Annotated in this window: 11 protein-coding genes; 3 read left to right on the forward strand and 8 right to left on the reverse strand. The window is 60.3% G+C overall.

What is annotated here, in order from left to right; all coding sequences use genetic code 11:
• Positions 1-36: 36 nt before the first annotated feature.
• From ACR0EF_RS13485 to ACR0EF_RS13515, 7 genes are all read right to left on the reverse strand, one after another.
• Positions 37-1,182: an iron-containing alcohol dehydrogenase gene (locus tag ACR0EF_RS13485; protein WP_170371631.1), complete on the reverse strand. Its 1,146-nt coding sequence runs from the start codon at positions 1,180-1,182 to the stop codon at positions 37-39.
• A 66-nt stretch (positions 1,183-1,248) separates the two neighbouring features.
• The gene (locus ACR0EF_RS13490; protein WP_170372533.1) at positions 1,249-2,631 is read right to left on the reverse strand and encodes an aldehyde dehydrogenase family protein; all 1,383 of its coding nucleotides are present in this window, start codon (positions 2,629-2,631) and stop codon (positions 1,249-1,251) included.
• A 94-nt stretch (positions 2,632-2,725) separates the two neighbouring features.
• Positions 2,726-4,078 carry a glutamine synthetase family protein gene (locus tag ACR0EF_RS13495; RefSeq protein ID WP_170372531.1) on the reverse strand — a complete coding sequence of 451 codons (1,353 nt, stop codon included), beginning with the start codon at positions 4,076-4,078 and terminating at the stop codon, positions 2,726-2,728.
• 86 nt (positions 4,079-4,164) lie between these two features.
• Positions 4,165-5,196, reverse strand: coding sequence for a TRAP transporter substrate-binding protein (locus tag ACR0EF_RS13500; RefSeq protein ID WP_093963096.1), 1,032 nt, complete (start codon positions 5,194-5,196; stop codon positions 4,165-4,167).
• A 70-nt stretch (positions 5,197-5,266) separates the two neighbouring features.
• Positions 5,267-6,592: a TRAP transporter large permease gene (locus tag ACR0EF_RS13505; protein WP_170372529.1), complete on the reverse strand. Its 1,326-nt coding sequence runs from the start codon at positions 6,590-6,592 to the stop codon at positions 5,267-5,269.
• Entirely contained in the window at positions 6,592-7,110 is a 519-nt protein-coding gene (locus ACR0EF_RS13510) for a TRAP transporter small permease subunit (RefSeq protein WP_170365895.1), read from the reverse strand. The genes ACR0EF_RS13505 and ACR0EF_RS13510 overlap by 1 nt, the downstream gene beginning before the upstream one ends.
• Before the next feature lie 16 nt (positions 7,111-7,126).
• Positions 7,127-7,912 carry an N-formylglutamate amidohydrolase gene (locus ACR0EF_RS13515; RefSeq protein ID WP_170365896.1) on the reverse strand — a complete coding sequence of 262 codons (786 nt, stop codon included), beginning with the start codon at positions 7,910-7,912 and terminating at the stop codon, positions 7,127-7,129.
• A gap of 92 nt (positions 7,913-8,004) precedes the next feature.
• On the opposite strand from ACR0EF_RS13515, the gene ACR0EF_RS13520 reads away from it, so the two are divergent.
• From ACR0EF_RS13520 to ACR0EF_RS13530, 3 genes are all read left to right on the forward strand, one after another.
• Positions 8,005-8,892: a MurR/RpiR family transcriptional regulator gene (locus ACR0EF_RS13520; protein WP_480771326.1), complete on the forward strand. Its 888-nt coding sequence runs from the start codon at positions 8,005-8,007 to the stop codon at positions 8,890-8,892.
• Between the two features lie 201 nt (positions 8,893-9,093).
• Positions 9,094-10,818 carry a type I secretion system permease/ATPase gene (locus ACR0EF_RS13525; protein ID WP_170372053.1) on the forward strand — a complete coding sequence of 575 codons (1,725 nt, stop codon included), beginning with the start codon at positions 9,094-9,096 and terminating at the stop codon, positions 10,816-10,818.
• Positions 10,815-12,122, forward strand: a complete 1,308-nt coding sequence (locus tag ACR0EF_RS13530; RefSeq protein WP_170341382.1) for an HlyD family type I secretion periplasmic adaptor subunit — start codon at positions 10,815-10,817, stop codon at positions 12,120-12,122. Before ACR0EF_RS13525 ends, ACR0EF_RS13530 begins: the two co-directional genes overlap by 4 nt.
• Positions 12,123-12,127: 5 nt before the next feature.
• Here the strand turns inward: ACR0EF_RS13530 and ACR0EF_RS13535 are convergent, their stop codons facing one another.
• Entirely contained in the window at positions 12,128-14,167 is a 2,040-nt protein-coding gene (locus ACR0EF_RS13535; RefSeq protein ID WP_254433983.1) for a dockerin type I domain-containing protein, read from the reverse strand.
• Between the last annotated feature and the right edge of the window lie 107 nt (positions 14,168-14,274).

Genomic DNA, 14,274 nt, shown 5'->3' on the forward strand with positions numbered 1-14,274 from the left:
CCCGGAGCCTATGAATTCCCCGGATCCTACTAATACTTAAAGAGCGACCCTGAACAATCCGGTCAGGTTTTCCTCGGTCAACTCGATTGGGTTGCCACCGCACGAGGGGTCGATGATTGCACCCTTGACCAACTCCAGGATCGCATCCTCGGTCACGCCCAGATCGGACAGCTTGCGCGGGATACCCAGCGAGTCGTTGAATTCCTGCACGAAGGCCCTGAACCCGTCGAACCCGCCCGAAATGCCCAGATAGGCTGCGGCTGCTTCGAACCGGTCGGCGATCACAGGCGCGTTGAACTCCAGAACCGCGGGCATGCAGACCGCGTTGGTGGTGCCGTGATGGGTGTTGAACACCGCGCCGATCGGGTGGCTCATGGCGTGAATCGCACCCAGCCCCTTTTGGAAAGCCGTCGCACCCATGGCGGCCGCGCTCATCATCTGGGCGCGGGCCTCGATGTCGGTGCCATCGGCATAGGCGCGCGGAAGGTACTCCTTGACCAGCCGCATCCCCTCCAGCGCGATGCCCTGGCTCATCGGGTGGTAATGCGGGCTGGAATAGGCCTCAACGCAATGCGCAAAGGCATCCAGCCCGGTCCCTGCGGTGATGAATTTCGGCATGCCCACGGTCAATTCAGGGTCGCAGATCACCACGGTCGGCAGCACCTTGGGGTGGAAGATGATCTTCTTGGCATGGGTTTCCGAATTGGTGATGACACTGGCGCGGCCCACTTCGGAGCCGGTGCCGGCCGTCGTCGGCACCGCGATGATCGGCGCGATCGCTTCGGCATCCGCACGGGTCCACCAATCGCCAATGTCCTCGAAATCCCAGACCGGCCGCGTCTGACCCGCCATGAAAGCAACCATCTTGCCCAGATCCAGCCCCGAGCCGCCGCCAAATGCGATCACACCGTCATGTTCACCCGCCTTGTAGGCGGCCACACCGGCCTCGAGGTTCTTTTCATTCGGGTTGGGATCGACCTCGCTGAACAGGCCCCGGCCCAGCCCGGCAGCCTCGAGAATGTCCAGCGTCGCGGCGGTGATCGGCAGATCGGCAAGGCCGCGGTCGGTCACCAGCAGCGGGCGTTTGATCCCCGCCGCCGCGCAGGCCGCGGGCAGTTCCTTGATGCGGCCCGCGCCGAATTTGATCGTGGTCGGATAGGACCAGTTTCCAACAAGATTCATGTCAGCTTTCCTTGTGTCTAAGGTCTGCCCCGGCGAGGGGGTCGGTCCGGGGCAGGCAAATCGTCCTCAGCCCGTCACCTTCTTCAGGTGATAGGATTTGGGACGTGTCAGGTTGTGATATCCGATGATCGACAGGCCGCCACCACGGCCGGTATTCTTGCACCCGGTCCAGCACAGGCCCGGGTCAAGATAGTCGGCCCGGTTCATGAATACGGTTCCGGTCTCGATCCGGTCTCCGATGCGTTCGGCCCGCGCCACATCGCGCGTCCACAGCGAGGCGGTCAGGCCAAACTCGCTGTCGTTCATCAAGGCAATGGCCTCTTCATCCGAGGACACCTTCATGATCCCCACGACTGGGCCAAAGCTTTCGTCGCGCATCACGCGCATGTCGTGTGTGACGTTGGTCAGGATCTGCGGCGTGAGATAGGCGCCGCCGTCATCCTCGGCAAAGGTCTCGATATGCGCCACTGCACCGGCGGCCACGGCCTCGGCGATCTGGGCGCGCACCTCGTCGGCAAAACGCACGTTGGCCATCGGCCCCAGCGTCGTCTCCGGATCCAGCGGGTTGCCCAGCTTGTAGCCCCTGACGATCTCGACCGCCTTGGCGACGAAATCGTCATACAGGCTTTCATGCACATAGATCCGCTCGATCCCGCAGCAGCACTGGCCCGAGTTGAACATGGCCCCGTCGATCAGCGTGTCGACCGCCGCGTCCAGATCGGCGTCCTCCATGACATAGCCCGGGTCCTTGCCCCCCAACTCGGTGCTGACGGGGGTAAAGGTACCGGCCGCCGCCCGCTCCATCGCCTGCCCTCCGGCGACCGAGCCGGTGAAATTCACGAAATCGAACGCCTTGCCGGCAATAAGATCGTTGGTCACGTCATGGCTCAGGAACAGGTTCTGGAACACGTCCTCGGGCACGCCAGCCGAGTGGAAGGCCCGCGCCATCCGCTCGCCCACCAACAAGGTCTGCGTGGCATGTTTCAGCACAACCGTATTGCCCGCGATCAAGGCCGGCGCCACAGTGTTGATCGCCGTCATGTACGGATAGTTCCAGGGCGCCACGACGAACACCACGCCATGCGGCACGCGCTTGATGTATCGCTTGAACGTCTCGTCCTCGCCCACGGCAATATCAGCCAGCGCATCGAGCGCGATGCCCGCCATATAGGTCGCGCGTTCGCTGAAACCGCCGAACTCGCCGCCATAACGCACCGGCCGCCCCATCATCCGGGCCAGTTCCGGCACGATCTCGTCATTCATCGCGCCCACGGCGGCAACGCCGGCCATCACCAGATCGATGCGCTCCTGCAAGGGCCGCGCTGCCCAATCCGCCTGCGCCGCCCGCGCCTGGCCCGCTGCGGCAAATGCCGCGTCACGATCCAGCGTGTTCCGCTCGGCAAACACCGATCCGTCGATCGGCGAGATACATTTCAACACCTGACCCATTGGTCACTCCATCCTCAAGCAAAGCAGACCCGCTGCTTCATCTGGCCAAAAATATTCCGGGGAGCGTGAGGGGCTGGCCCCTCACATCCGCCCTCTACGCCCGCTCGAACCCGCGGGCAATCTCCCAATCGGTCACCACGCGCTCGAATTCCTCGATCTCGACCTCGGCGGCGCGGACATAGTGATCCACCACGTCATCGCCCATGGCCGCCCTCAGCATGGACGACCCATGCAACGCATCCCGCGCCGCGCGCAGGTTGCCCGGAATCATGCCCGTATCCCCCTGATAGACATCGCCCTTGGTCGGCGGCTGCAGCTCGAGCCCCTCCTCGATGCCCGCGATCCCTGCGGCCAGCATGCCCGCGATGGCCAGATAGGGGTTCATGTCCGAACCCGGAATCCGGCACTCCACCCGCACCGCCTTGGTGCCATCCCCGCACAGCCGGAACCCCGCGGTGCGGTTGTCCACCGACCAGATGATCCGCGTCGGCGCAAAGGTGCCCTTCATGAACCGCTTGTAGCTGTTGATGTAGGGTGCCATGAAACAGGTATAGTCGGGCGCGTATTTCAACAGGCCCGCCATGTAGTTTTTCATCAGGTCCGACATGCCCAGCGGATCGGCCGGGTCATAGAAGGCCGGTTGCCCGTCCGTCCACAGCGACTGATGCACATGTGACGAACTCCCGACCCGGTCATGATGCCATTTCGGCAGGAAGGTCGCTGCATGGCCGTACTGCCACGCGATCTCCTTGACCGCGTTCTTGGCGATCGAGTGATACTCGGCCGTTTGCATGGCCGGGGCATATTTGATGTTCAGTTCTTCCTGCCCGGCCTCGGCCTCGCCCTTGGAATTTTCGACCGGAATGCCCGCATCCCACAGGTGATTGCGGATCGGCCGCATCACATGCTCTTCTTTGGTGGTCTGCAGGATGTGGTAATCCTCGTTATAGCCCGAGATCGGTTCCAGACCGCGGAAACCTTCCTTGCGTATCTGGTCAAAGCTCTTCTCAAAGAGGAAAAACTCCAGCTCGGTGGCGCACATCGCGTCATAGCCCATGGCCTTCAGCCGGTTGACCTGCTCCTTTAAAATTGACCGAGGCGCGTGCGGCACCTCCTCGTGCGTGTGGTGATCCAGCACGTCGCACATCACCATCACCGTGCCCTCCAGCCACGGCACCGGGCGCAGGGTGCTGAGGTCGGGCTTCATGACATAGTCGCCATAGCCGCGCTCCCAGCTGGTCGAGGCATAGCCGTCCGGCGTCGCCATCTCGAGATCGGTGGCCAGCAGGTAGTTGCAGCAATGGGTTTCTTCCCAGGCCCCGGCCACGAAATGACCCGCGTGGAATCGTTTGCCCATCAAGCGGCCCTGCATGTCCACCATGCAGACCAGAACCGTATCGACCGAGCCTTCGGCAACCTGGGTCTTGAGCGTGTCGAAGTTGAGCATGAAGCACCTATTTCTGCGCCGGCGCCACCTGCCGGACTGACGTTTTCAACGGCCTGCCCCCGGTATGAGGGCAGGCCGGTTTCACCTTAGCCGTACCGGTAGGGACGGCCAGCCTTTTGCATGTCGGCATTGTACTTCTTGATGATCTCGACAACCTTGGCCTTGGTCTCGGACTCGGCTGCAATCTCATCCCAGAAGGCCACTGCGGCGGCTTCGACCTGCGCCCATTCTTCATCGGGGATCGAAGTCAGCTTCATCTTGTCGCCATTCACGCGCAGCGATGCCTCGCCGCCCCAATACCACCACTGACGGTAGTAATGCGACTGGTCGGTGCAGACGCGGAACAGGGTCTGCAGATCTTCGGGCAGTTCGTTCCAACGGTCCATGTTGGCGAAGAACGACCCGGCCCAAGCGCCCGAGATGTTGTTGGTCAGGAAGTAGTTGGTCACATCCGCCCAGCCGACGGTGTAGTCCTCGGTGATGCCCGACCAGGCGATGCCGTCCAACTCGCCGGTCTGCACGGCGACCTCGATGTCTTCCCAAGGCAGGGTCACGGGGACCACACCAAACTGAGACAGGAACCGGCCCGCCGTCGGGAAGGTGAACACCCGCTTGCCCTGAAGGTCCGCCAGGCTGTTGATCGGGTCCTTGGTGGCGAAATGGCACGGGTCCCAGGCGCCGGCCGAGATGTGCTTGACGCCCACCTTGGAATATTCTTCGTCCCAGATCTCGTTCAGACCGTATTGGTTGAACAGGACCGGCACGTCCAGCGAATAGCGCGAGGCAAACGGGAAATAGCCGCCGAACACGGTCACCTCGGTGGGCGAGGCCATCGAGTCGTCATCCGACTGCACCGCGTCGATCGTGCCGCGCTGCATGGCGCGGAACAACTCGCCCGTGGGCACCAGCTGGTCGGCATAGAACAGCTCGATCTGCATCCGGTCGCCGGCGATCTGGTTAAACATCTTGATGGCCGGGTCGATCACATGCTCAGCCAATGCCGGGCCGGCATAGGTCTGCATGCGCCAGCGGATCGTGGATTGCGCAAGCGCCGGGGTGGCCAGCGCGGCTGCCGGGGCCGCGGCGGCCCCTTTCAGGAATGTGCGTCTGTTCGTCATCTTCTCTCTCCGTTGTCGGTTTCGATGGGCGAGAGACCAACCTCTCGCATGTGCCCCGGTATGTCCGGGGTCATTTGTTGTAGATGTAGTCGGGCAGCCACAGCGCGATCTGCGGGAAGGTCATGATGATGGCCAGCGCCAGCGTCATCACCATCACGAAGGGCAGGATCGAGCCGTAGATGTCTCGCAGCGAAATCTCGGGCGGGGCCATGGCCCGCATCAGGAACAGGTTATAGCCGAAGGGCGGTGTCATATAAGCGATCTGCGTGGTGATCGTGTACAGCACCCCGTACCAGATCAGGTCAAAGCCCAGTTCCCCCACCAGCGGCACGTATAGCGGCGCCACGATCACCAGCATCGCGGTGTCGTCGAGGAAGGTGCCCATGACGATGAAGCTCAGCTGCATCAGGATCAGGATCAGCCAGGGGTTCAGGCCAAGGCGCTCGGTGAACAGGGTCTCGATCGCGCGCACGGCGCCCAGCCCGTCGAACACCGCGCCAAAGGCCAGCGCAGCCAGGATGATCCACATGAACATGCAGGTGATGCCCAGGGTCGAGCGCACCGAGACCTCGAACACCTTGCGCGTCATCCGCCCTTTCAGCACGGCGGCGGCAAAAGCCGTCAGCGCGCCGATGGCAGAGCTTTCGACCAGCGAGGTCCAGCCATTGACGAAGGGCACCATCATCGCCGCGAAAATCGCCAGCGGCAGCAGTCCCGCGCGCAGCAGCCGCAACTTTTCCGCCATCGGCACGTCGCGCTCTTCCTTCGACAGGGCCGGGCCGAGTTCCGGGTTTATCCGGCAGCGGATCACGATGTACAGGATGAACATCCCCGCCATCATCAGGCCCGGCAGGATGCCCGCCAACCACAGCTGCCCCACCGGCTGACGCGCGATCATCGCATAAAGAACCAGCACCACCGACGGCGGCACGAGAATGCCCAGCGATGACCCGGCCTGGATCACTCCGGTCACCATCTTCTTATCATAGCCGCGTTTAAGAAGCTCGGGCAGCGCGATGGTGGCCCCGATCGCCATGCCTGCCACGCTCAGCCCGTTCATCGCCGAAATCAACACCATCAGCCCGATCGTTCCGATGGCCAGCCCGCCATTCAGTCCACCCATCCAGACATGAAACATCTTGTACAGGTCGTCAGCGATTTTGGACTCGGCCAGAACATATCCCATGAAGATGAACATCGGCAGCGTCAGCAGCGGGTACCATTTCATCAGCTTCATCGCGGCCGAAAACCCGATGTCATAGCCGCCGCGGTCGCCCCATAGCAGCAGCGCCGCCACCACGGCCACGAAACCGATGGCACCGAACACGCGCTGACCGGTCAGCAGCATCAGCATCATGGTCGAGAACATCAGGATGGCGATCAACTCATACGACATCAGATCACCTCGCGCGGGATGTCATCGCCCTTGAGGCGCAGAATATCTTTGAACAGTTCGGAAATGGCCTGCAGCAGCATCAGGATCAGCCCCACGACCATGATCACCTTGATCGGCCACAGATAGGGGCGCCACGCGGTCGGGCTGCGCTCGCCATATTGCAGGGAATAGCTGAGCGAGTCGAAGCCGCCATAGATCATCACGCCGAGGTAGAAGATCAGAAACAGAACGGTGATCGCATCGGTCCAGGCCCGCCGCCGGTGCGACCATTCGCTGTACAGCAGGTCCATCCGCACGTTCGAACCCATCTGGATCGAATACGGCCCGCCCAGGATGTAATAGGCGACCATCGCAAACTGCGCGACTTCGAGCGTCCAGAGCGACGGAAGGAAAAAGGTCTTCGAGATCGACGACCACAGCAGGATGCCCATCATCACGAAGATGCCGTACATGACGACCCGCCCGATCCAGCGGTTCATGCGGTCAATGACCGCAATATATCCCCGCATGAAGCTCATACCTGCACCCCTGTCCTCATGTGTTCTGCCCTGCGTCGGAAAAGGTTTCGACCGTGGCGGCCAGTATTGGCGTCAATAGCCCCACGATCCGATTGACCCCGGTCGGCGTGTCGATCAGATCATTGCGGATCTCGATCATCACGTTGGGCAAGCCCCGCACGATACCGTGCTCGCGCAGGGTGTGCGTGACACCATCCTCTGGCGAATAGGGTTCGTTCAACGCCACTCTCAGCCCGCAATGCGCTGCATGGTTCAGCATGACCTGAGCCGCACGGTCATCAGAGTCATGCAAAATCCCCAGTTCGACCGCCCGGGTCTTGCCGTTGTAGATTGGTGTAAAACTGTGGATCGTAATCAGAACAGGCGGTTCTGGGCGGCGGTCCAGCGTTTGCGACAAGAGACCCCGGAACGGTTTATAAATGTCGCGAACTCGCTGGGCGCGCTGTTCCGCGGTCAGACCATGATTGCCTGGCACCGCGAACACCTCGCTGCGCGGCGGCATCGAGTCTTCCCGTTCGGGCGGACGATTGCAGTCATAGACCAGCCGACTGACCCGCGAGTGTACGAGAGGCGCATCCAGGGCGCCGGCCAGTTCAACTGCAACCTCCAGTGCCCCGATATCCCAGGCCGCGTGTGAACGGGCCGCCACGTCGTCCAACCCCAGCCCATCCAAAGCCGCAGGAATGAACCGGCTTGCGTGTTCGCACACCAGAACCGCGCGCGCCACGCCACGCGCGTTCAACACACGTGCGGCGGGCGCTTCCAGCGGGGACAACAGAGATGACTCGGTCTTGGACTGCATGCGTAGCATTTGTTACAGCGGCCTTGAGCCTGTCAAGAAAATTTCTGTAGACAAAATTACAATCGCTCATATCCTGTAGCAAATTGAATAATATGAGGGCACCGATGGCCTCTGTCGCCAAAACGGTCAAACAACGCATTCAGGACGAACTTGAAGGCCTGACCCGCTCGGAACGGCAGCTGGGATCGGTCCTGTTGCAGGATTATCCGATGGGTGGGCTACAATCGATCACCAAGCTGGCAGCGGCGGCACAAGTGTCCACCCCGACGGTCATTCGCATGGCGCGAAAACTGGGTTTCGATGGGTTTCCGGCGTTGCAGGAGGCCTTGCGCGAAGAAGTCGCGGCACAGATCCAAAAGCCGATCTCGAAACGCGACGCCTGGATCGTGGATGATGAAACCGAACATCCGATCACGCGTTTTGCCCAAGCCGTATGGACCAATATGCGCCACACGCTGGAGCGGCTGGACAAGTCGATGTTCGACGCGGTTGCCCAGTTGCTGGCCGATACCGAGCGCCATTTGTATGTCGTGGGCGGCCGCATCACCCGCTCGAACGCCGACTATCTTTTCAACCACATGCAGATCATCCGGCCCAACGTGACCATGCTGGGCAACTCGGCCAACGTATGGCCGCAATACCTGCTGGACATGGACGAAAGCTCGGTTCTGGTCATCTTCGACATCCGCCGCTACGAGGCGCATCTGGAAAAGCTGGCACAAGTTGCGTCCGATCGCGGGGTGACCGTCGTGCTGTTCACCGACCAATGGGGGTCGCCCATCGGCAAATCGGCCAACTATACCTTTCACGCTCTGGTCGAAGCTCCATCAAGCTGGGATTCAACGATCGCACTTCAACTCATTTCGGAAACCCTGATCGCCGAGGTTCAGGAAGCCCGCTGGGAAGAAAGCAAAGAGCGTATCGAGGAGTTGGAACGCTATTTCTCGACCACACGGATTTTCCGCAGCCACGAGGCGTGAGCCTTGGCTGCCTTCAATCCCATTGTTCCATTGGACCGCGACCTGTAGGGTGTCGGCCAACGCGAGTCTGAAACCTGCTTTCAACCCTTGATGACTCTTTGTCTGGTGGGTTGGGTCCGACAGTGACGGACATCGCGGCGAAACGACCCGGGCAAGTGGTCGAAAAACCAAGAGGCCGAGCCAGTGGAACGCCGCAATTCAATGGATGCATTGCGCACCGACGAAGTCAGGGATGCACGGAACCGAGGGGTTACGTTTCTCGGGATTGCGTTCCTGTTCAGCATCTTCGTCAACCTGCTGATGCTGACGGGGCCGTTGTTCATGCTCCAGGTCTATGACCGCGTTTTGGGGTCTCGCGCCGTTGAAACGTTGACCGCACTATTTTTGCTGGTTGCGCTGCTGTACGCTCTGATGGCCATGCTGGATTTTGCGCGCGGTCGCATTGTCGCGCGATTTGGTGCCCGGTTTCAGTCGACTCTGGACCAACGTGTGTTCGATGCAACCTTGCGCGATGCACTGGTGCCGCAAATCCGTGCAGCTCCGGCAAGAGCGCTGCGCGATTTGGAAGCCATTCAAACGCTGTGCTCCTCGCCCGTTTTGCTAGCGGCCATGGATATCCCGTGGACACCCGTTTTCCTCGCGGCGATCTTTCTTTTTCATCCACTGCTCGGATGGTTGGCCGTAACAGGCGGAGCGGTGCTGATCGTGATCGCAATCCTGAACCAGATGATGACCCATCGCAAAGTGGCTCAGGCCCAGGCTGCGTCCGCGTTGGCGAATTCAATGTCCGAAAATGCACGCCAGGCAGCCGAGGTCATTCGCGCCCAAGGCATGCGAAAGGACATAACGCGGCGTTGGTTGACACAAAGATCGGCCGCGCTGTCCCAGAGTATTGCCGCCAGCGACTGGACTGGCAGCTTCACCTCACTGACCAAATCGCTCAGGCTGTTTCTGCAATCGGCTATGCTCGCCTTGGGAGCCTGGCTTGTACTGCAAAACGAAATGACCGCCGGTGCGATGATCGCAGGCTCTATCCTTTTGGGCCGCGCACTCGCGCCGATTGAGCAGGTCGTTGGACAATGGGGCGCGATCGAGCGGGCCCGTAGCGCCTGGTCATCGCTTAGCCACTATTTGGCCCATGTCCCTGTCGAACCCTCCAGAACCCGCCTGCCCACACCGGAAGCCCGTTTGTCGGTCCGGAACCTGACGATCATACCCCCTGGATCCGAAACCCCCACTATCCAAAACGCCTCGTTCGTGTTGGAGCCCGGCCGTGCCCTTGGAGTGATCGGCAAAAGCGGTTCGGGAAAAACCACGCTCGCCAAAGCGCTGTTGGGCCTTTGGACACCTGCTGCCGGAGAGATCAGATTGGGCGGCGCAACTCTGGATCAATACGACCCTGATGAGTTGGGGCGCCACATCGGCTATCTTCCGCAGCATGTCACACTTTTCAACGGAACGGTGGCCGAGAATATCGCTCGCATGTCGCTGAACCCTGATGAACTGGCCGTTGTTGCGGCAGCGAAAAAGGCCAATGCACATGACCTGATCCTCTCACTTGAAAAAGGCTATGACACCGTTTTGGAAGGGACCAACAGTCAGCTATCCGGAGGTCAGCAGCAAAGGATCGGGCTGGCCCGGGCATTGTACGGCGATCCTGTCCTGCTGGTACTGGATGAACCGAACTCGGCGTTGGACACCGAGGGCACCGATGCCCTGAACGCGGCAGTCCGGGAGTTCAAAGCGGCCGAGCGCGCCGTGATCATCATGACGCACAGACCGATGGCGATTTCAGAGTGCGACCACCTGGCCGTAGTCGAAGTGGGTCGGATCGCCAATTTCGGCAGCCGTGACGAAGTGTTGAACGCCATGGTCCAAAATGCGGGTGCAATCCAGAAACAGTTTCGCAAAGCGGGTGAAGCATGACCGAGGTTTCAAGCCCTCCGCCATGGCGGATCACTTTCCCCGCTCTTGTTGGATTCGCCGCGTTGGCCATTCTGGTCGGCGGGCTTGGGGTTTGGAGCGTCAGGACCCATCTGGCAGGTGCAATCGTGACCCAAGCCGTTGTCGAGGTGCAAAGCAATCGGCAAGTTGTGGAACATCCGGATGGCGGTGTCGTAGGCGATATTCTGGTTCGTGATGGCGACCGGGTCGAGCAGGGTGATTTGCTGCTCAGGTTCGATGACACGTTTCTCAAGTCGGAAAAAGTCATCGTGGAATCGCAGTTGTTCGAACTCTTGGCGCGGAAGGTTCGGCTGGAGGCCGAAAGAGACGGGGCAGACGCGAACGCGCTTGCCGACAGGATGCAAAAGCTGGCCGCCGCGGAACCCATCGATCGTGAATTGATTGATGGACAGACCCGGTTGTATTCCGCTCGGTTGGAAACCCTGTCCAAGAAGATCGATCAACTGGGCAAACAAAGGGTTCAGATCGAAAGCGAAATCGACGGGACGAAAGCGCAGCTGGTGGCCCTGCGCAGGCAGCTTGAGCTGATTGGAAACGAGTTGGAGGATCAGCAGAACCTTTTGACACGCGGGTTGACCCAAGCCAGCCGAGTGTCAGCCCTTCAACGTGAAGAAGCCAGCCTGACCGGCGAAATTGGGCGCCTGGAAGCTGCAGTTGCTCGCTTGAATGGACAGATTGCCACTACGGAATTGCAAGTCGTCGAATTGGCCGCCGCTCGTCGGGAAGAGGCCATTGCCGAGTTGCGGCAGGTGCAGTCCGAGGTCGTCGAACTGGCCCAACGCAGGTTATCCTTGAATGAGAGGTTGGCGCGTCTCGACATCCGGGCCCCGGTCTCAGGAACCGTTTTCGGCAGCCAGGTCTTTGCGGTGCAGTCGGTCGTCCAGCCAGCGGAACCTATGATGTATGTCGTCCCCCAAAACACGCCGCTTGTGGTGGCCGCCCGCGTCGGAGCAATACACGTGGACCAGTTGCACGTCGGCCAACCTGTCGCCCTGCGCTTTCCGGCCTTCAATCAGCGTGAGACACCGGAAATCGAAGGTCGGGTCATCAATGTTTCGGCAGACACGCTCAAGGATGAACAAACCGGATTCACCTATTATCGCGCCGATGTTGTTCCCGTTGAGGGCGAGTTAGAGCGTCTGAACGGACAGGTACTCCTGCCCGGCATGCCAGTTGAGGCCCTGATTAAGACCGACGAGCGTACGCCGCTTTCATACCTGATCAAACCGATGGCGGACTATTTCAACCGGTCGTTCCGCGAATAGCCAGCTTACACCGCCTCGAGATTCCCAAGCAGGATTGACGTCATGTCCACACTGAACACCCCATCCATGGCGGTAACCGCAGCGCCGGTTTGATAGTCGACATTCGTGGGTGTGATTGAGGAAAGATCGGCGGTCTGGTCCAGGTAGACCCATTCCGGCTCATGTGCGGTGGGCAACCCAACGGCAATCTGCAGGATCGCCAGGGCATCCAGTGCATTGACGGTGCCATCCTGGGTGATATCGGCCGCGATGAGGTTTTCGGGGGCTGCAGGTCCCCAGGTTGGTCCCAAACCGACCGCTATCCGCAAAACCTGCAGCGCATCGAGGGCCGTGATCTCTCCGCTGGCATTTGAATAGGACTTGATGATGTCCACATGACCCGGCAACGAACCTGATGGCAAATCAAGATCGAATTGGCCCTGATCGTCGGCCTGTACCGATATCGGGCTGTTTCCAACTGGCGTGAACACGATCTCAGCATCGCTCAGCGCGGGGTTTGAACCGGAAGACTCTACCGTGATTGGACCCGTCACACCGGCCGAGGCCTCGGGCCCCGTGAGCACGCCAAAGTCAACGGGGATATGATCCGGCCCCTCAAAACCGGACCCGAAAATTTCGGCGCTGGTGAGTGTGCCACCGTCGGTCGAAAATAACTCAACGGTTTCATCCATGAACTCAATCCGAGCCCCTTGTGCCGTTGACGTCACGGTCAGCTGGCCGGGGTTGCGCAACATCGGGTAGTCGAACAGATCCAACCGATCAGTTCCGGCCTCGAAATCCGTGATCGTCGTCAATCCACTGCCGAACCGCATAACGAAGATGTCCGCGCCGGAACCGCCCTGCATGGTGGTTTCACTGCGACCGGCAATCAGAATGTCGTCACCGGCACCGCCCTGCAAATCAGTGTCCAGGACGCCTGCGCTCAGCATGTCGTCCTGAGCGGTTCCGGTTACGATTCCATTCCCCTCGATGACATTGCCCAAGGAGTCCAAAGACACTGTCAGCTGGGTTAGCCCTGCATCCTGCTGCGATGCCACAAAGATCTGAAGGTCGCCGCCAACATGGGCCACCTCGATGGTCTCAACATTCTGAATACCGCTATCCACGGTATCAGCAAAGCTGTCCAGGTAGATCAGCTTGCCATCAGGGGTCATTGTCAGCAGGGTCACTCCGTTGTCTCCGCCGCCGGCAACGACAAAGACACGTCCATCGACTTCGACGACCTTCATGTCCTGAACTGCGCCAAAACGGGTACCCAACGTGTCCAACGCATGATCCTTTGGAACCAGTGTTCCGTCTGCGCGCAGCTCTATCACACTGATGGAGTTGCTGCTGGACCCGGCCACTAGAACCCAGCTGTGTCCATACGCATCAACCGTCTCCAGCGTTGTCGGAGAACTGATCCCAAGCGTTTGGGTCGTCGTGTTGTCCACTTCGATCAGCGTCCCGCTTCCTTGATCGGCGCTGAACACCCGGATCGCATTGTCGGTGGCATTGGCGGTGACGACATACTGGTTGCCGCCCACCGCCGCGGTCTGCATCGCCCCGGCATTACCCGCGACCGAGCCCACATGACTGAGCGAACCATTCGAGTTCACCACGTAGGTGCCGATGAGCTCACTGTCCTGATGGGCCACCGCCAGGTAGTCGACCGCCCCCACAGAGTACTGGACCAATGCGGTGACATCACCGCCTCCGGGAATCGCCGCCGTTTCCTGCAGCGCCCCGATCGTGCCATCCGTATTCAACTCGTACCCGACAAGGCCTGAGGCGTTGTCGACGTCCAGTGCCAACAGGTCGCTTGCGCCCAATACGACCAGAGCACCAAGGCTGCCGACCTGCAACGATATAGTGCCGCTGAAATACTGATCGTCGTGGAATTGCGGAGCCCCACCATCCACAAGCTGCCAGACCACGATGCCGCCGCCAGCCCGGGTCGTGCTGTACAGATACGTAACACCGTTAAACGTTTTTAAAGCCGTATCGCCGATACCTGAATCGAGCGCCGGACTCCCCGTTGCAACCACTCTTTCGAACTGAAGCATCAACTCAGATCACCCCCAATGCCATCGCTGGCAGTCCTTTCAAGGGTGACGCGGTGCCAAGGCAGAGACGAGAACGAAATTGTGGTGAAAACGAGGAATTTGGCTCC

It is taken from the genome of Ruegeria sp. CG8, from assembly GCF_056537165.1.

Bases quoted from the DNA above. Each gene is read 5' to 3' on its own strand.
- ACR0EF_RS13530 (WP_170341382.1), top strand. From the start codon at position 10,815: ATGACCGAGGTTTCAAGCCCTCCGCCATGGCGGATCACTTTCCCCGCT.
- ACR0EF_RS13495 (WP_170372531.1), bottom strand. From the start codon at position 4,078: ATGCTCAACTTCGACACGCTCAAGACCCAGGTTGCCGAAGGCTCGGTC.
- ACR0EF_RS13505 (WP_170372529.1), bottom strand. From the start codon at position 6,592: ATGTCGTATGAGTTGATCGCCATCCTGATGTTCTCGACCATGATGCTG.
- ACR0EF_RS13490 (WP_170372533.1), bottom strand. From the start codon at position 2,631: ATGGGTCAGGTGTTGAAATGTATCTCGCCGATCGACGGATCGGTGTTT.
- ACR0EF_RS13515 (WP_170365896.1), bottom strand. From the start codon at position 7,912: ATGCAGTCCAAGACCGAGTCATCTCTGTTGTCCCCGCTGGAAGCGCCC.
- ACR0EF_RS13525 (WP_170372053.1), top strand. From the start codon at position 9,094: ATGGATGCATTGCGCACCGACGAAGTCAGGGATGCACGGAACCGAGGG.
- ACR0EF_RS13500 (WP_093963096.1), bottom strand. From the start codon at position 5,196: ATGACGAACAGACGCACATTCCTGAAAGGGGCCGCCGCGGCCCCGGCA.
- ACR0EF_RS13520 (WP_480771326.1), top strand. From the start codon at position 8,005: ATGAGGGCACCGATGGCCTCTGTCGCCAAAACGGTCAAACAACGCATT.
- ACR0EF_RS13535 (WP_254433983.1), bottom strand. From the start codon at position 14,167: ATGCTTCAGTTCGAAAGAGTGGTTGCAACGGGGAGTCCGGCGCTCGAT.
- ACR0EF_RS13485 (WP_170371631.1), bottom strand. From the start codon at position 1,182: ATGAATCTTGTTGGAAACTGGTCCTATCCGACCACGATCAAATTCGGC.
- ACR0EF_RS13510 (WP_170365895.1), bottom strand. From the start codon at position 7,110: ATGAGCTTCATGCGGGGATATATTGCGGTCATTGACCGCATGAACCGC.